Raw genomic sequence first — 18,955 nt, 5'->3', positions numbered from 1 at the left:
ATTCTAAGGTTATACGGCCAACGGTTTTATTAGGTACCAAGCAAAGTGAGGTTCGTATGATAGGTTTTAAGGATAAATTAAAGGAATATTGGACTAGCAATGTGGGAGGGGAGGTTAATGATATCCGTCATGGCGATTTCAATAGTGATGGCAAGCTCGAAATTCTTGTTGGCACAGAAGGATTTCAGTTTTATGTTCTAGATGAACTCGGTCAAACGATTATTCGGAATACACTTCCAGATCGAGTACTTAAAGTTGCAGGATATAGGCAATCTAATACGACTTTTTATTTGGCCGCAACAACAAACGGCCAGCTATTTAAAATTACCGAAAATGGGCAAATTGATAGCAAAATTCAATTTCCAGATGAAATTTCCAACATTTTTGTTGAGAAAGACTTTACAGAATATAGGATAGTTTTAGCGAATGGAGAACTGTATAGATTTTATTAGAATTCTGATTATTCTATTTCTCTAAATTAAAAATATCTAAAGCCTCTTTCACACTTCCATGTTCAAGTAAAAGTTTCTTTGCCTGATTATAATCTTCTAAACCGGAATGTTTCATTAACATTTTAACTGCACGGTCAACAATTTTATCATTGATGAGTTTAACATTAACCATTTGATTATCAAGAACGCGTCCTAGTTTGATCATTGTTGTTGTACTGATCATATCAAAGATTATTTTTTGTGCGGTACCGCATTTCATCCGTGTACTACCTGTAACAAATTCAGGCCCCGTAATTACTTCTACAGGGATATCTGCTTGTGCTGCAATTGGAGATTCCGGGTTACTAACGATACATCCTGTACTGATTTGATGTTTTTTACATGCTATTAATGCTGATAAAACAAATGGGGTAGTGCCACTTGCAGAAATGCCTATAACAATATCTTTAGATGATACATTCTTATCCTGTAGCATGGTCCATGCAGCATGGATATCATCTTCTTTTTCTTCTTTGGCTTCAATCAAATGCTCTTTTCCTCCTGCAAGTATTACATTGAAAAGATCGGGTGAAACCCCATAAGTGGTTGGTAATTCAATCACGTCTAAAACAGATAATCGTCCACCACTGCCTGCACCAACATAAAATAATCGACCTTCATTTTCTAGTTTACCTACAATCGTATTAATTAAGGTATTTAACTGCGGTAAAGCCTTTTCTATAGCGAATGGTACTGACTGATCTTCCTTATTTAAGTTTCTAGTAAGTTCTTCAACCGACATTTTATCTAAATGACTGTAATTGGATACTTGTTCTGTAATTTTTGTCATGTTTTTTTATGGATTTATTGTCGGATATAGATGGATGCTTTTAATACTCAATTATACATATTAATGCTAAATAATTGCGCTTTTTCTATATTTTTTATATGGTATTTATGCTCATTATTTTAAAACTATTAAGACAAATTCATTTTCTTTTATCTTGTCAATTTCACTAAAAATAATTCGCTGTAAAAACCAATTTATTATTTTTTTTTAATTGCAAAATTATACGAATCAGTAGTGTTTAATGAAGAGTATTGAATTGCATAAAATAATTAATCTCGTGTACCTAACCGTATAAATATCTTAACTTAGGTTTACTAATTTAAATTTCGTTAAAAACAATATGTCAAATTATATTAATCGAAGAAAATTTGTAACCGCTACTGCACTTTCTGCAGCTGGAATTTTGATGTCTGATCGTGTTTTGGGAATGCATGATACTAATGCTGAATCATATTCATCTGATAAAGAAGCATTAACATATAACCTGATGAATGATGTAATGAAGTACAGAAAACTTGATTCGCATGTTCATGCCTATTTATTTGATGGTGGTCCTGAAGGGAATATCGCATTCGCTGATCGTCTTGGAATAGATAAAATGTTTATTTCTCTTCCAGCTTACCGTGGAGAGGGAACACCTCAAGAATTTAGATCCTATAATGATTTAATGATTAAGTGTATGAAACAATATCCAGATCGGCTCATTGGTCAATTTACCGCCAATGCCATTTTTCAAAAAGAGTCACTTGAAGAAATTAAACGCTGCGTAGATCTTGGTATGGTTGGATTAAAAGTATATACCCAATTAAAGATCAATGATCCGCTATTTTATCCAATTATTGAAAAAATGATTGATCTTAAAATGATCATTCATATGCACGCATATGCACAACTTGGTCTTGGTGGTTACAGAATGAAGTACGATGTCGGTATACGGCCTAATACTTCTATACCTGATGATTTTGTTGACATTGCTAAAAGATATCCAGAAGCTATGTTTCAATACGCTCATATTGGCGGCGGTGGCGACTGGGAATACGCCTGTAAATCATTTGTTCATTATCCCAATATCTATGTAGATACATCAGGAAGCTATAATCCAGAAAATATGATTGACTCTGCTATGAAATTATTAGGCGAAGACAGGTTGTTTTTTGGCTCTGATAATTGTTATTATCAGAGTGTGGGCAAGATTTTGGCTTCTAACCTAACAGAAAACCAGAAAAAGAAAGTGTTTTTTAATAATTATAATGAAATTTTAAGAAAATCAGGAAGAAATGTTGATTGATATTAATGCATATGTTGGAAATTGGCCATTCCAACAGCTAAAGTATAATACTTGCGATGCATTATACGCAAGGATGAATAAATTTGGTGTGGATCTTTCAGTGATTAGTAATCTGAATGGTATTTTTTATAAAAATACCCAATCCTCAAATGAAGAGTTATTCGAACAAATCCAATCAAATCGAAAGTTTAAAGACCGCTTTATTCCTTATGCCGTCATTAATCCCATTTATGCCGGCTGGCAAGATGATCTAGAAATCTGTATAAAAACATACGGTTTTAAAGGGGTTAGACTTTATCCCAGCTACCACGATTATGAAATTCTTGATCCAGCTTGTATTGAATTGGTTAAGCGGGTTAGGGATTATGGTTTGCCGGTGGTGTTTAATTTCCGTATGGAGGATACCAGGCAGCGTTCCTGGATGGATACAGCCTATGTGAAGAACAATGTAATCAGAGAATGGAATTTGAAAAATATCTTACCAATTGTAAATGCTGTTCCAGATGCAAAGTATATCATTCTGAATTTTGCGAATGCAGTAAAACTAGATGCAGAAGAGCTAAGTTTAATTAAAAAGACCAATCTTTTATTCGATACATCAGGCAGGGCTATTACCAATATGGCTGATTTTTTGAAGCAATTTGGTGAGGATAAGTTTGCATTCGGAACGCATTCACCAATTCTTGATTACCTGACCGGATTGTTACGTATAGAATCTCTTCTTCCTATTGAAGCTGATGAAAATACCAAAGAATTACTGAGATCAGGAAATGCAAAGAGGATGCTAGGCTTATAATATTTAGATTAATTCCATTATTTACATGAGAAAATTTTTGATTCTTGCTTTAATTATTGGATTATATAGAACGGTTGCTTTTGCACAACAAAATCCTGACTGGATTCTGCAAAGCCCTTCAGTAGCCTGGCAAGCCAGAGATTCTCAAGCAGAACTGGTTTATAAAAATCAGCTTTGGATTTTTGGAGGTTGGTTTAATTCGAAAGAGGCACCACCGCGCGATGTGTGGAATTCGAACGATGGTAAAAACTGGAAGTTAATTAACAATGCTGCACCATGGATTCATAGCGATTTATCCATGTCTATCGTTTTTAAAAATAAAATGTGGATGATGGGTGGATGGTATAATGGCCGTTTAGAGGGGCATTCAGCAAGTAATAAAGTGTGGTCTTCAACTGATGGCATTAAATGGAAATCAGAAACAGACAAGGCTGCCTGGACTCCAAGAATAGCATCAGCAATAGTTGAGTTTAAAGGTAAAATATGGATTTTGGGCGGTACTGAAAATTATTACTTTGGTGACAATAACAGCCTGAAAAATGATGTTTGGTATTCTTCAAATGGTAAGGATTGGAAATTGGCAACAGCAAACGCAGGTTGGTCAGCACGTGCCTATCATCAGGCTGCAGTTCTAAATAACAAGATCTATGTTTTTGGTGGAGGTAATTATGTTCCAGAATATCATGCTTTGAATGATGTATGGAGCTCTGAAGATGGCATTAATTGGGTGAAAGAAATCTCAAAAGCACCATGGCACGAGCGTTTATGGTTCAATTCAGTTGTTTATCGTAACAGAATTTGGGTAATGGGTGGATGGTCAAATAATCCGTATAAAAACCATCGGGATGTTTGGTTTTCTAAAGATGGAAAAACTTGGGAAGAATACAAGTCAGATAAAGTTTGGAAAGAACGTCATGAATCATCAGTTTTTCTTTTTCAGGATAAAATATGGATTGCAGGAGGAATGACACCGCCATTGGTCAATGATGTGTGGTCGTTGAGACTTCCAAAGGATTGGTAGTGGTGTTGTCTGTTGTCCGTTATCAGTTATCAGTTATCTGTTGTCTGTTGTCTGAGGTATGAAGTAGGAGGTAGGAGGTCTGAGGTGAAGGTACTAGTTTGAAATGAAGCAGAATCTATCTCAATACGCTATACGCAATACTCAATACTTAAAAATGGATTGTGTGTTGTCTGTTATCAGTTATCAGTTATCTGTTGTCTGTTGTCTGAATTATGAAGTACGAGGTAGGAGGTCTGAGGTAGAAGGTACTAGTTTGAAATGAAGTAGAATCTATCTCAATACGCTATACGCAATACTCAATACTTAAAAATGTTGTCAGTTATCAGTTGTCTGTTGTCTGTTGTCAGTTGTCTGAGGTATGAAGTAGGAGGTATGAGATCAGAGGTGAAGGTACTAGTTTGAAATGAAGCAGAATTTATCTCAATACGCTATAAGCAATACTCAATACTCAATACGCAATACCCAATACTCAATACTCAAAATTGATTAGGCTTTTTCAGAAAAACCATTTATTATTTCATCAGAAGTTACAGTGTATTGCCCGAACATTTCAAAAAATAATAGAGCCCCGTTAGTTTGTAATAGTTTAGCTTGGGTTTCTTTGTTTTCCATTCCTGTGGTACAGTCGCGTAGAACACTAACCTGGTAACCTCTGGTATTCATTTGTAAGGCTCCATAATCGCGGGTAATCATACATGCATTGGTATTAAAGCCAGCAAAAAATAGAAAAAGTATACCTTTTTGCTTGCAATAACGATGCAGTTCTTCTCCGGTAGCAATAACAGCTTCGTTATTTACTGGTGCTGCGATAGGGTGAAACTGATGTGGTTTAACCATGGCTTGAATTTCTACTTCTCTTGGTTCAAAAGGCCTTTTGAATGCTTTATAAGCTCCATTCAATCCGCGAAATTCTTTTGGAGGCCAAGTATCACGTACTGGAAACAATTCAGCTTCAGAGATAAGCTTTACCCAGTTGGAATGCTTTACGGCAACCTCTGGCGAAGGAGCATGAATTATGGTCATTCCTGACTCACGACATTTCTTTAACAGTGGAATATACTTTTCATTTATGATCTTTTCAGCACGATCTTCAGGTTCTTTTAGGTAATGTTTACTCCATACATCAAGCAGTACTAATGCACATTGAGAAACCGGAATATTCCAATCAAGATTTGCATGGCCAGTATTTTTTTCCAGCCATTCAGCTCCTTGATTTACATGCCATCGATGATATCTCGGCTTAACACGTAATTTTTCTGCACTTACTGAATGCTCATCGGTGTTTAATGAAGCCAAAGTTGGAATAGCAACACTAACGCCTAATGCTGTTCCAAGACCTCCTAACGAAGTTTTTTTTAAAAATTCACGTCTAGAATTGTTTTTATTTGACATATATCAGAATTTATAAATTGTTTTTCTTTCTCTATTAATTAATTGTTTTCAATTTGCGTTCCCAGCGCAATAATTCAGCTGTAAAAGCTAAATTTTCTTCTCCACGTATTAGATAGGTATTACGGATTTCTTTATAAACTTCCGGATTAGCAGCTGCAAGTTCAAGCCAACCATGTAAAATAGGGAAGTAAGCTGCATGATCTTCGCCTTTACCATCTACTGCTCTCCTAATTCCAGTTCTGTTAGGAAGAAGTATATTTTTTAGAAGGGTATTTGAAAAACGCATAACATCTTGTTTTGTGAAAACCATATTTTCTCGATGAGCAGCCATCACCATTGCAATATCAAGTACGCCATGCGAGCTATCCTCCATATTTGCTGCGCCTTTATAAAACATCACATTCGATGATAATTTATCTTCCGGTTTCCATCCTACAGTAGTCATAGGCTCATACCAGTAAGTCCAAACATAAAGATCTTGGTCCTGATTGTATTTTAGCCTATTTTTTAGAAGTTGCGACATTTTTTCTGAGCGTGTGCGATATTCTTTTTTACCAGTCAGCCGAAATAATGCCAGCTGCGTAGTGGTATGCATTGCTAAGAAATTAATTGGCTGACCTACATTGTCGGCAGGAAAAGATTCACCTCTTTCACAGGTTAAATAATAGCCTTCGTCTTTATTTGGGCCATTGCGCCATAATCGTGCATTAGCATCCTTGTAAGATTCTTCAGCTGCCTTTATAAATCGATTAGCTGCAGGTATAAGATTTGCTAATTCAGGTTTTGATTTTGCTAACTCTGCCATTCTAAGCATCGGATTATAGATTATTCCTAAATATCCGGTATAGGCTAATGGTATAGATTTTAATGTAAAACTTTGAGTAACAGGTATGCTGGAATCTGTCATTTTTATCCTGATCAGGTTAGATTTAACATCAGAATAATCTCCTGGACGTGTTGAATAGGGCGACATTGGATCATTGACAATAGTTTCTATGAAACGTTCATCTTTAGGATCGAAACTAAGATCCGAAAAGCTTTCATTTCTTTTCCAAAATGAATTGCTAATTTTTAGTTTAAAACGTCCTGTTTTAGAATCTTGTTTCAATACAATTTTTGTAAGATCATTATTCGCGTAAGGAGTAGAGCGTATGGTTCCAATTATTTTTCCTGCTGTATCTAATAAATCTTCTTTTGCAACTACATATTTCAGACCCATACTCCAGGCTGGCCTAATTTTTCCTGAACCATCTGCGATTCCTCGTTTATCATCACGATGGTTAAGTAAGCGATCACCACGTCTGGCTACTTCCTTTAAATAAGAAGGATCATCTGTAGCTTCATAAAGGTCAACTAGAGTTTCTAATGTTGCAGCTTCGCCCCAAGCTAATGCACTACCGTCTTGTCGTACAAGCCATGGATCAGTTACTGGTAATTTTGACAATAATTCATCTGCCCTGGCTCTACTTATAGTTATTAATGCAAGCTCATTTTTCTGAGCAATATTTTTAGAGTATTCAATTGACTGATATTTATCATTCGAGAATGTAAATGGTATAAGCAGTAAAACCGGTAGGAAGTGCAATGGTTTCATATTTAATTTTTATCAATGCAATTTAAGATTATCTGAACTTAGCGGGTACGTTAACGAATTTAAGTATTATTAGTATATAATTATCATCTAATCTAAATTTTTAAGGAATGGTTATTTTGTAGTAAAGAAATTTTTTAGGTTACATATTAATCTAAAATTAAAACCTTAATGCACAAAAATGAGCCTAGATAGCATGTTTAATAGTATTAAAAATCAAAATACATTTTGTTACTGTCTTTGTAGTTAAATTAGTTTGTTATAAATCAATTATTATCATGAATATCATCATTTACAACGTTCTTAATTATGAAAAACCGTAGATATGCCTTATTATTGTGTAATAAATAGGCGATTTTGTAATCAAGGGTTGTTATGAAAAAAAAAATTACTGAGCTAACGGGAGTCAAAGAAATTGCTAGAAGGGCAAATGTTTCTATTGCCACGGTAGATAGGGTTCTTCATAACAGAAAAGGTGTTTCTAAACAAACTAAAGAAAAAATTACTCAGATCATTGATGAGCTAAATTACAAGCCAAATTTATTAGCCCAAAGACTCGCTTCTCGAAAAACACTACGGTTGGCTACTCTAATTCCTGAAATTTCAAAAGAAACCAGCTTTTGGGATGCTCCTTTAAAAGGTATTGAACAGGCTGATGAAGAAATAAAGCAGTTTGGAATCATTGTAGATAAATACTTTTACGATCAGAACCTAAAAAGTTCGTTTGTTGAGCAGACAAAAATTATGCTTGATTCTAAACCAGATGGTATTTTACTTGCTCCATCATTTATAGAAGAATCAATCACTTTTACAGATCAATGTAAAGAGCTGAATATACCTTATGTATTAATTGACTCTGATTTGCCGAATGATGGAAGTTTAAGCTATATAGGTCCTAATTTATACCATAGTGGTTATTTGGGTGCACACCTGATTAGTTATCTGATTAAAGAAAGTGAGCAAATTTTGATCGTGAATATCTCTAGAGAGATTGATAATCAACATCATTTGTTAAAAAAAGAGGAAGGCTTTAGAGCCTATTATCAAGATTATAATAAAACTGGGAATATAATAAAACTAGATATTAAAGACACTGATATAAAATCAATTGAAAGAGATCTTACCAAGGCTTTTGATGAGCATACTCGTATTAAGGTTGTATTTGTTACAAATTCAAGAGTATCAAAAGTAGCCCATTTTATTGAGCAAACTCATCAAGATGTTATTCTGATTGGTTACGATTTTCTTAAAGAAAATATAGACTATATGGATAGGGGTATTATTGATTTTCTGGTTTGTCAGAAACCTAAACAGCAAGGATACAGGGGTTTAATATCACTTTACCAACATTTGGCATTTGGCTCTACTGTAGAAAAAATATATTTTATGCCAATTGACATTCTTACTAAAGAAAATTCAGCCTTTTACAGAAATTAATTATTTCTCTATTTCTGTGTATTTTTAATAGTGTACCGATTCTTTTTTTTCTCAATTGTTTTGATTTTATTTTTTACTCTTTTTATTTAATAACATTAGTTAAATCATCACTATATTCGGGTACGTAAACGTATAGAACATTTAATTTATTATCATATGAAACAAGAATATAATCGTCGCAAATTTATTCACTCTGCTGCAATTGCAGGAATAGGAATTGGGCTATCTGGGTCTTTGAACTCTTTTGGAAAAAGTATTAACCAAGAACAGAAACGTGTTGGAATTATAGGTCTTGACACATCTCACAGTATAGCTTTTGCTAAGGCCTTAAACAATTCAGCGGTAGGAAATAAATATGCAGGATATAAAGTTATTGCAGCATATCCTTATGGAAGTAAATCTATTAAATCAAGTGCAGACAGAATTCCTGGCTATATAGAGGATGTTAAAAAACTAGGTGTGGAGATTGTTGATTCAATTAAAGACTTATTGAAAAAGGTTGATGTTGTTTTGCTAGAAACAAATGATGGTCGCTTGCATCTTGAACAAGCTATAGAAGTTTTTAAATCAGGGAAGCGGGTTTTTATAGATAAACCGATTGCTGCATCATTAGCTGATGCTATGGCTATATTTAAAGCTGCTGAGAAGTACAAAGTTCCTGTATTTTCTGCTTCATCCTTAAGATTTACACCAGGGGCACAAGAAATAGCTAATGGAAAAATAGGTAAAGTTCTTGGTGCAGAGACATATAGTCCATGTCATTTTGAAAGCACTCATCCTGATTTGTTCTGGTATGGTATACATGGTGTTGAAACTTTATATACGGTAATGGGAAAAGGGTGTAAATCTGTTGTTCGCGTAAGTTCTGATAGTGCAGATGTTGTTGTAGGTACTTGGGAGGATAATCGTATTGGTTCTTTTAGAGGTATACACCAAGGTAAACAGGATTATGGTGGGACAGTTTATGGCGAAAAGGGTGTTTCTACTATCGGAAGCTATGGCGGATATGATCCACTTCTTGTAAAGATCATTGAATTCTTTGAAACAGGTATTCCGCCTGTAAGTGCCGATGAAACATTAGAAATGTGTGCTTTTATGGAAGCAGCTGATGAGAGTAAGAATAATGGTGGTGCTAGGGTAAGCTTAGAATCTATGTTTAAAAGAGCATTAGCAAAGAAATAAGTTAAAGTATCATTATTGAAATTGATACATTGATATGTCTTCTTCTGAACCTTTATAAATTTACAATTTGCAAGCATACTAAATAATGAAAATAGATTTTACTAAGACTATTATCCGCATTCTAATCATTTATGTATTAGTCTTGCCTTCTTTTTCTAGCATTGCCGAACCATTACAAAGCACGCTAAAAATAGCCACATTTGATGTAGATGCTACTCCTCCAATTGGAAGTAGTTTGACCTACGACCCAATGATTAACAACTGGGATCTTGGTCTTCGCGCTAAAGGCATTGTAATTTTGGGTTCCGGCCAGCCAATTGTATTGTGTTCAGTTGATTGGATTGGTATCAGTAATGATAGTCAGGATGAATTTAAACGTATCATGGCTGAAGCGGCCGGAACTATTCCCGCTAGAGTGGTTGTTCATGCTATTCACCAGCACGATGCACCTGCATCCGACCTGGGTGCAGAGAAATTATTAGTGCAAGCAGGCTTAAATCCAATGGCATTTGAAGGTACTTATACCAGAGATCTTATTAAACGTTTGGGTTTAGCAATTAGTAAATCAATAAGTGCATCAGTTCCTTTTACTCATATAGGAAGGGGCGAAGCACCGGTTTATCAAGTTGCTTCGAATCGACGTATTTTGGGTCCTGATGGCAAGGCAAAAGCATCTCGTACTTCAGCAACTCGTGATGCTGCTTTACGGGCAGAACCTGAAGGTTTAATCGACCCAATGGTATCATTGATTAGTTTTTGGAATAGCAATAAGCCTGTTGCTGTTTTAAGTTATTATGCATCCCATCCACAAAGTTATTACAGAACTGGAATTGCAAATCCCGATTTTCCGGGAATTGCTCGATTTATGCGTCAGCTGGCAGTTCCAGATGCGCTTCATATTCATTTTAACGGTGCTGGAGGTAATCTTACCGCAGGAAAGTATAATGATGGGGCCAAAGAGAATAGATTGGTTCTTGCCGAGCGTCTTGCTGATGGTATGAAACGTGCATGGGATTTAACCAAACAAGAGCCTGTTAATGCAAGTTCAATAGCGTGGAATGTAGAATCTGTTACATTGAAGCCAGCTCAGGGTATAGAATCTCTTGAAGCAAAAATGAAAACCGAAACACCTGTATTTGTTGCAAATAATCTTTCTAAACTAGTTTGGTTAAGACGTATGCAATCAGGTAAAAAGATAGATCTTGCCTGTTTAAACATGGGCAATATCAGGATTTTGCATCTTCCTGGCGAACCATTTGTTGAATATCAGTTAGCAGCAAAAGCTGAGCGTCCTGATCTTTTTGTAGCTGTGGCTGGTTATGGTGATTATGGTATGGGATATATTGGCAATTCAGTAGCTTATGCACAAGGTGGATACGAAACAGGACAGGCTTCAGGGGTTACTGCTGAGGCTGAAGGGATTTTGATGAAAGCAATCCGAAAACTATTGCATTAAATGTATTCTGTATTTTATATCATAGAATTCTAGCAATCGGTTTTTTATTATTTTTTAGCACTTTAATTATTGCCTTTTAAAAGACATCCTATGGAATTTAAAGACTTTAACAGAAGAAATTTCATCGCAGCGGTTACCACTACCACGGTTGCTACTGCTTTATCAAGTATTTTTCCTGTGATGGGAAATACTAAAAGAACTTCAGGGAAATTAGCTTTATTGGGTGGAACTCCAATTCGTGCAAAAGTTTGGCCTAAATGGCCAGCTATGTTAGCTGATGATAAAATGATGGAATCGATTATTAAGACCACTAAAAGTGGTATTTGGAGTCGTATTCAGTCGCCAACAGGTACAGTTGCCACATTTGAAAAAGAATATGCACGTTTAACAGGTACTAATTTTTGTGTAGGTACTGGTTCTGGCACTCAGGCACTTAGTACCTGTGTTGAGGCTTTAGGTTTAGGTCCGGGCGACGAAGTTATTACTTCTCCTTACAGCGATTTTGGTACAGTATCTGCTATTTTAACTAGCAGAGCATTGCCAGTACTTGCTGATCTTGATCGCGAGTCATTTCAAATGGATCCAGATGAAGTTGAAAAAAGGATCAATAAAAATACTAGAGCAATCATACCTGTTCATATCATGGGAATGCCCTGTAATATGGAAAAGATCATGGCTCTAGCAAAAAAACATAATCTTAAGGTTATTGAAGATGCATGCCAGGTTAATTTTGCACGATATCAGGGTAAACAGGTTGGGGCTATTGGCGATCTTGGATGTTTTAGTTTCCAGGCAAGTAAACAAATTTCATGCGGTGAAGGTGGAGCTATTATTGGTAATGATGCAGAATTAATGGATAGGTGTTTCACCGTACAGAATCACGGTACCAATCGAAAAGGAAGCAATGTAACGATAGGACCAAAATACAGGATGAATGAGTTTGAAGGCGCCATATTAATGGGTCAGTTGTCATCAGCAAAAGAACGATTTGAACGACGTAATGTAAATGCTGCATATTTAAGTTCAAAACTTAAAGGCTTTAAAGGTCTAGTTCCTCAAAAACAATACGAGGGTACTGAAAGTTCAGGCTATTATAAATATGCAATGAGCTATCATAAAGAACATTTTAATAATGTGGAACGGAGTAAATTTTTGAAAGCTCTTGCCGCCGAAGGAATTAATTTAAGCCCCTATATTGCCCGTGGGTTTCATGTTGAACCATGGATAGATGAGATATTAAATCTGAAAGAATATAAGACTATGTATTCTGCTGCAAGACTAAAGCGCTATCGTGAAGAAATGAACTTTCCCAATTGTGATCTTATTTGCAATGAAGAAATGGTAGTTCTAGAAGGATCTGGTTCTTTATTAGGAAGCACTCAGGATATGGATGATGTGATTAATGCAATCATGAAGGTTTACGAAAACAGAGATAAACTTTAAGATCAAGTTTGACAAAAAGACCATTAAAAGATTAATCAACAATAATCTGGTTATTTATCATGCAAGCTTTCCATATAAATTCCATTATTTTCAAGAATTTTAATGGCTTGTTAATCTAAATACTTTTTTGTTTTTTATTGATATGGGCTGTGGTCAAAAAATAAATATTTGGCACAATCCCGGTGGTTAATTAGTATCTCATCATTTATAAACTCTACCTTTTTCAATTAAATAATCTTATTCCGTTTTTTCATTAAAAATGGATATAGAATGGCCTATAGTCTGTTTTATTGTTCAATATTTTAAAATGTATTTTTTGTAAAAAAATTTAATTTTCAAGTTGTGTAATATTTTATTTTATATAATTCAAAGGTCTCACTATATTGGTCTTTACAAATAATTTAAACATAGCATTATAAGCTATTCAATTCATGAAAAAAAGGATCTATTACTTTCTGTTTTTACTTATTACAGTACTTTATACCGTTCAATCATGTAATTATATTGGAGATGCTCAAAGTTCTGAAGAACAAATTCCTGATCAGGTAAGTTATAATTTTGACATTAGACCGATATTTTCAGATAAATGTTTTACTTGTCATGGACCTGATGCGAATAAACGTCAAGCTGGTCTTCGACTTGATAATGAGGAAAGTGCATTTAAAGCCTTAAAAGAAAATCCTTCAGCACATGCTATTGTATCAGGGAAACCTCAATTATCGGAGGTTTTCATGCGTATTTCTTCTAAGGATACTTCTATTTTGATGCCCCCGCCTTCATCTAATCTTAAATTAAATTCTCGGGAAATTGATCTAATTGAAAAATGGATTAGTCAGGGTGCCAAATATGAAACTCACTGGTCATTTACTCGACCAAAGAAATCTCCTTTGCCAAAAGTAAAAGATACTAAATGGGCTAAAAATGAAATTGACCATTTTATTTTAAGTAAAATGGAACAAAAAAGTCTTCAACCCAATCAGGAAGCAGATAAAGAATATTTATTGAAACGATTAAGTCTTGATTTAACCGGTTTACCTCCAGGAATAGCAATGATGAATCAATTTATGGCCGACAATAATCCTGGAGCTTATGAAAGGGTTGTTGATCAATTGCTTAAAAGCCCTGCTTATGGTGAAAAAATGGCCCTACATTGGTTAGATGTTGCACGTTATGCAGACTCACATGGTTTTCAGGATGATAGCTACCGATCAGCATGGCCATGGCGAGATTGGGTAATTAATTCATTTAATACTAATTTATCTTATGATAAATTTATAACCCTCCAATTAGCTGGTGACCTAATACCTAATGCTACCAAAGAACAAATTTTGGCTACTGGATTTAACCGTAATCATAAAATTACTGAAGAAGGTGGGGTAGTTGATGAAGAATACCGTGTTCAATATGTAATAGATAGAACAAATACCTTTTCAAAGGCATTGATTGGTGTGACCATGGAATGCGCACAATGTCATGATCATAAATATGATCCTTTTTCTCAAAAGGAATATTATCAGCTTTATGCTTTTTTCAATAATGTGAAGGAAGTTGGAATATCATCTACTATTGGAGGTCCTGAAACTTATGCAAAGAATCCAATGATTCAGATTAGTAATGATGAAGTTAAAAATATTCTGAAATTCATTAATAAGCAAGATACAAACAAGTTGATTGTTTCTGTAATGGGCGACCGTGATACTTTAAGAAAAACCTACATACTAAAACGAGGTGCCTATGATGCTCCTGACAAGGAAGTTTCAGCGGGAACCCCAAAATCAATATTGACATTTGATAATAATCTTCCAAAAAATAGATTAGGTCTTTCAAAATGGTTATTTGATAAACGAAATCCATTGACATCTAGAGTGTTTGTGAATCAGCTTTGGCAAGAGATATTTGGTAGAGGCATAGTTAAAACTGCAGGAGATATGGGTATGCAGGGCGAACTGCCAACGCATCCTGAATTACTGGATTGGCTAGCTGTTGATTTTATGGACCATGGGTGGGATATAAAACGTTTGGTTAAACTCATGGTTTCTTCTGCAACATACCGACAATCTGCAGTGATTTCAAAAGACAAGTTAAAGGTAGATCCTGAGAATGTATTCCTTTCAAGAGCTCCTCGTTATCGAATTAAAGCAGAGCTTGTACGCGATTTAGTTTTATCAAGCAGTGGTCTGTTAGTTAAAACAATCGGTGGCCCTAGTGTAAAACCTTATCAGCCTAGTGGTTTATGGGAAACTGCCTCATCGGGCCGTGGAGTTTTAAGGGTTTACAGACAAGATCACGGTGACGATTTATACCGTAGAGGTATGTATACTTTTGTGAAACGTACCGTTCCACCACCAGTTATGGGAATTTTTGATGCTAGCAACAGAGATCAGTGTGAGATTGTTCGATTAAAAACCAATACTCCGCTTCAGGCATTGATTATGATGAACGATCCTACGGTAATTGAAGCATCTCGTGTTTTAGCCTCTAAAATTGATGTAGAACCTTTAAAAATTCAGGATAAAGTAATAAAAGCTTTTAGATTGATTGTATGTAGGAAGCCTACTGAAAATGAAGTTAAAATATTGAGTCAATACTATAATGATCAACTTGTTACTTTTAAGAAGGAGCAAAGCCGTGCGGATAAACTCCTTGCCATTGGAGAGTATCCTAATCCCGAAAAAATGAATAAATATAGTGTAGCTGCCATGATGCAGGTAATCACTGCGCTATATAATTTGGAAGAAACTATAACTAGATCCTAATGCAAAAAGATTTTTTAGAACATGGATTGAATTCTAATCGACGTCGATTTCTTTCCCGACTCAGCCTCGGGCTTGGTAGTGCAGCTCTTGGCTCATTACTAGTGCCCGACCTTTTTAGTGGTGATTCTTCTGATTCAGGATTAGCTCCTGGAATTCCGCATTTTGCACCAAAGGCAAAACGCGTAATTTATCTATTTCAGAATGGTGCACCCTCTCAATTAGAACTTTTCGACTATAAGCCAAGGTTAAGAGAAATGATGGGCCAAGACTTGCCTTCATCAATCAGAGGGAATCAACGTCTAACTGGAATGACTGCCAATCAAACTGCTTTTCCTATGGTTGGTTCATTTGCTAATTTCCAGCAGCACGGAGAATCAAGAAATTGGATCAGTGATCTATTGCCCTATACTTCAAAAGTTGTAGATGATATTTGTGTGATCAGATCAATGCATACAGAGGCCATAAATCATGATCCTGCATTAACCTTTTTTCAAACCGGTGCACAACAGGGCAACCGACCAAGTATGGGATCCTGGTTAAGCTATGGCCTTGGTAGCGAAAATAAGAATCTTCCTTCTTTTACAGTATTGCTTTCAAGAGGTAAAGGAAATAGCCAAGGTGTTTATTCCAAATTATGGTCAAGTGGTTTCCTTGAATCTATTCATCAGGGTGTTCAGTTCAGTAGTGGTGATGATCCTGTTCTTTATTTAAAAGATCCTGATGGGATGAATAAGTACGAGCGTCGAAAATTTCTTGATCAAGTATCACAATTGAATCAATTGTCGTACGAGCAATTTGGAGATCCTGAGATTAGTACAAAGATCCAGCAATATGAAATGGCCTACCGAATGCAAACAGCAGTGCCCGAAATCATGGATCTTTCAAAAGAGCCTGATGATATCATCAAACTTTATGGTACCGATGCCATGACTCCAGGAACCTTTGCCGCTAATTGTTTACTTGCCCGCAAACTTTCTGAAAATGGTGTCCGTTTTGTTCAATTATATCATCAAGGCTGGGATCATCATGGTAATCTGCCTAATGAAATAGCCTCACAAGCCAAAGATGTAGATCAAGCATCAGCTGCATTGATCACAGATTTGAAACAAAGAGGTTTATTAGATGAAACTCTTGTAATATGGGGTGGTGAATTTGGTAGAACAAATTACAGCCAAGGTAAATGGACGGCCGATAACTATGGACGTGACCATCATCCACGTTGCTTCAGTATCTGGATGGCCGGAGGGGGTATAAAACCAGGTATTTCTTATGGCGAAACTGATGAATTTGGATATAATGTTCTCAAAGATCCAGTTCACGTACATGATTTCCAGGCAACAATTTTAAATCGTCTAGGTTTAAATCATGAAAAATTGATTTATAAGCATTTAGGTAGAAGATACCGCTTGACAGATGTTTCAGGCAAAGTAATTAACGATATTTTAGTATAATAATTAGCTTTTTAAATCATTTTATGGATAGAAGAAAATTCATTCAGAATAGTGCTGGTGTTACTGCAAGTTTTTTTATTGCAAAAGATTTGTTTGCTGTCAATAAAGGCCCAATTTATGGCCATAATAACATGAAGTACACCCTAGATACAAAATGGGGAACTTTAGATTCAGCAAAATTCCCTGTGAATGATTGCCATGAAATGGTTCAGGACAAAAAAGGCAGAATTATTCTGCTTACCAATGAAACGAAAAACAACATTCTTATTTATAATAAATCGGGAAAGCTGTTAGATAGTTGGGGGCATGAATTTCCTGGTGGACACGGACTAACCTTAGCCGATGAAAATGGAACTCAGTTTCTCTATATTACCGATACAGCCAAGCATCAGGTTTACAAAACTACCATGGACGGTAAAATAGTATTGACCATTAATGTTCCAATGGATGCTGGTATTTATAAAAATGAAAAAGAATTTGTACCCACAGAAGTCGCAGTTGATTCAAACGGTGATTTTTTCATTGCAGACGGTTATGGATCTCAATACATCTTGCATTATAGCAATGATGGCAAATTAAAAGGTTATTTCGGGGGTCGAGGTAAAGGGAATGAAAATCTAGACAATGCGCACGGAATTGTTGTTGATAGAAGATCAGGTAGCCCAACGCTCTTGGTAACCGACCGTACGCGCAATTGTTTTAAACGATTCTCAATGGACGGTAAGCTAATCGGTACAATCGAACTGCCCGGAGCTTTTGTTTGCCGTCCTGTGATTAAAAATGATCACTTGTACGCTGCTGTATTTAGATCAGCTAAAATTGATAATGTGGGATCTGGTTTTACTATAATATTGGATAAGGATAATAAACTTGTTTCTAATATTGGAGGATCAGAACCTGTTTATAAAGATGGAAAATTGCAAACATTATCACAAGCTGAGAAAATATTTGTCCATCCACATGATGTATGTGTGGATGATGATGAAAACCTGTATGTTGCACAATGGGCTTCAGGCAAAGTATATCCTTATAAATTTAAAAGAGTTTAATTTCTTTACTACAAGATCGTTTATATGAAAAGCAAGCTTAATGCTTATGCTGTTAGTGTCATTTTTTGCCTCAATGTTCTGATCGTTTTTTTATTGATCTTTGAGCAACAATTAGTAATTCCTCAATGGGTACAACCCATAGGCAGAATGCATCCTATACTTCTGCATTTTCCAATTGCATTACTTATCCTGGCTGCAGGGATGGAATTCTTTCGGTTTAAACCTGAAAACGCTAACACAAGCTTTTATCAGAAGTTTACCTCAGGATTTTTTCTTAGTGGAATACTTTTTTCAGGGATCACAGTCTTGATGGGTTTAATATTATCTCGAGAAGATGGATACGATGGTGATGCATTGCTTTATCATAAATGGTTTGGAGTAAGTACAGTTTTCTTATCATCTATTTTATTTAAACTCCGAGATTTTTCTTGGTATAAAGAACCTATTGCCAAATCAGGATCTGTTTCATTAGCATTGATCTTGATCATTGCAGGTCATTTTGGGTCTGTACTTACCCACGGCGATAATTTTGTTCTTGAACCAATTACCAAGCCTGAATTGGTTCCTTTAGAGCAGGCCAAGGTATACGATCATGTAATACAGCCTATTTTACAGGAGAAATGCGTGAGTTGCCATAATGACCAGAAGTTGAAAGGAAGCTTAAAACTTACTGATTCGCTATCAATACTTAAGGGTGGCAAATCTGGCAAACTATTTATTGCTGGAAAACCCAATTTAAGCCTTTTACTGGAAAGGATACATTTACCATCATCGCAGAAAAAGCATATGCCGCCTTCCGGAAAACCACAGCT

The 18,955-nt window shown here is 35.6% G+C and carries 15 protein-coding genes; 12 read left to right on the top strand and 3 right to left on the bottom strand.

Annotated features, from left to right (window positions below):
• A partial coding sequence (locus ACIQZ6_RS08670; RefSeq protein ID WP_395810172.1) for a hypothetical protein occupies positions 1-452 on the top strand: 452 nt, incomplete at its 5' end.
• A gap of 13 nt (positions 453-465) precedes the next feature.
• Here ACIQZ6_RS08670 and ACIQZ6_RS08665 read toward each other — a convergent pair.
• Positions 466-1,281 (bottom strand): N-acetylmuramic acid 6-phosphate etherase, encoded by an 816-nt coding sequence (locus tag ACIQZ6_RS08665; protein ID WP_395810170.1) that lies wholly within the window; start codon positions 1,279-1,281, stop codon positions 466-468.
• Positions 1,282-1,621: 340 nt separating this feature from the next.
• On the opposite strand from ACIQZ6_RS08665, the gene ACIQZ6_RS08660 reads away from it, so the two are divergent.
• From ACIQZ6_RS08660 to ACIQZ6_RS08650, 3 genes are read left to right on the top strand one after another with little or no spacing between them, the layout of a single operon-like run.
• Complete coding sequence (locus tag ACIQZ6_RS08660; protein WP_395810168.1) at positions 1,622-2,569, top strand: amidohydrolase family protein; 948 nt, start codon at positions 1,622-1,624, stop codon at positions 2,567-2,569.
• On the top strand, positions 2,559-3,365 hold the full coding sequence (locus tag ACIQZ6_RS08655) for an amidohydrolase family protein (protein WP_395810166.1): 807 nt from the start codon (positions 2,559-2,561) through the stop codon (positions 3,363-3,365). Before ACIQZ6_RS08660 ends, ACIQZ6_RS08655 begins: the two co-directional genes overlap by 11 nt.
• A gap of 25 nt (positions 3,366-3,390) precedes the next feature.
• Positions 3,391-4,386: a hypothetical protein gene (locus tag ACIQZ6_RS08650; protein ID WP_395810164.1), complete on the top strand. Its 996-nt coding sequence runs from the start codon at positions 3,391-3,393 to the stop codon at positions 4,384-4,386.
• Between the two features lie 486 nt (positions 4,387-4,872).
• On the opposite strand, the gene ACIQZ6_RS08645 is transcribed toward ACIQZ6_RS08650, so the two are convergent.
• Together ACIQZ6_RS08645 and ACIQZ6_RS08640 are read right to left on the bottom strand one after the other, a co-directional pair.
• Positions 4,873-5,778 (bottom strand): isochorismatase family protein, encoded by a 906-nt coding sequence (locus ACIQZ6_RS08645; protein WP_395810162.1) that lies wholly within the window; start codon positions 5,776-5,778, stop codon positions 4,873-4,875.
• Between the two features lie 34 nt (positions 5,779-5,812).
• The gene (locus ACIQZ6_RS08640; RefSeq protein ID WP_395810160.1) at positions 5,813-7,372 is read right to left on the bottom strand and encodes a hypothetical protein; all 1,560 of its coding nucleotides are present in this window, start codon (positions 7,370-7,372) and stop codon (positions 5,813-5,815) included.
• A gap of 372 nt (positions 7,373-7,744) precedes the next feature.
• Here ACIQZ6_RS08640 and ACIQZ6_RS08635 point away from each other — a divergent pair, with 372 nt between their 5' ends.
• The 8 genes from ACIQZ6_RS08635 to ACIQZ6_RS08600 form a co-directional block, all read left to right on the top strand.
• Entirely contained in the window at positions 7,745-8,806 is a 1,062-nt protein-coding gene (locus ACIQZ6_RS08635; RefSeq protein ID WP_395810158.1) for a LacI family DNA-binding transcriptional regulator, read from the top strand.
• Between the two features lie 156 nt (positions 8,807-8,962).
• Complete coding sequence (locus ACIQZ6_RS08630) at positions 8,963-9,988, top strand: Gfo/Idh/MocA family protein (protein ID WP_395810156.1); 1,026 nt, start codon at positions 8,963-8,965, stop codon at positions 9,986-9,988.
• Between the two features lie 85 nt (positions 9,989-10,073).
• Positions 10,074-11,444, top strand: a complete 1,371-nt coding sequence (locus tag ACIQZ6_RS08625; RefSeq protein WP_395810154.1) for a hypothetical protein — start codon at positions 10,074-10,076, stop codon at positions 11,442-11,444.
• Positions 11,445-11,534: 90 nt separating this feature from the next.
• A complete protein-coding gene (locus ACIQZ6_RS08620; protein ID WP_395810153.1) occupies positions 11,535-12,887 on the top strand; it encodes a DegT/DnrJ/EryC1/StrS family aminotransferase in 1,353 nt (450 codons plus the stop codon).
• A 431-nt stretch (positions 12,888-13,318) separates the two neighbouring features.
• Entirely contained in the window at positions 13,319-15,643 is a 2,325-nt protein-coding gene (locus tag ACIQZ6_RS08615) for a PSD1 and planctomycete cytochrome C domain-containing protein (RefSeq protein WP_395810151.1), read from the top strand.
• Positions 15,643-17,094 carry a DUF1501 domain-containing protein gene (locus tag ACIQZ6_RS08610; RefSeq protein ID WP_395810149.1) on the top strand — a complete coding sequence of 484 codons (1,452 nt, stop codon included), beginning with the start codon at positions 15,643-15,645 and terminating at the stop codon, positions 17,092-17,094. Before ACIQZ6_RS08615 ends, ACIQZ6_RS08610 begins: the two co-directional genes overlap by 1 nt.
• A gap of 23 nt (positions 17,095-17,117) precedes the next feature.
• Positions 17,118-18,143 (top strand): hypothetical protein, encoded by a 1,026-nt coding sequence (locus tag ACIQZ6_RS08605; protein ID WP_395810147.1) that lies wholly within the window; start codon positions 17,118-17,120, stop codon positions 18,141-18,143.
• A gap of 24 nt (positions 18,144-18,167) precedes the next feature.
• On the top strand, positions 18,168-18,955 hold a 788-nt coding region (locus ACIQZ6_RS08600; protein WP_395810146.1), incomplete at its 3' end, for a c-type cytochrome domain-containing protein.

This window comes from Daejeonella sp. (assembly GCF_044348475.1).
Lineage (GTDB): Bacteria > Bacteroidota > Bacteroidia > Sphingobacteriales > Sphingobacteriaceae > Daejeonella.
This window is presented reverse-complemented; position numbering and strand designations above follow the sequence as displayed.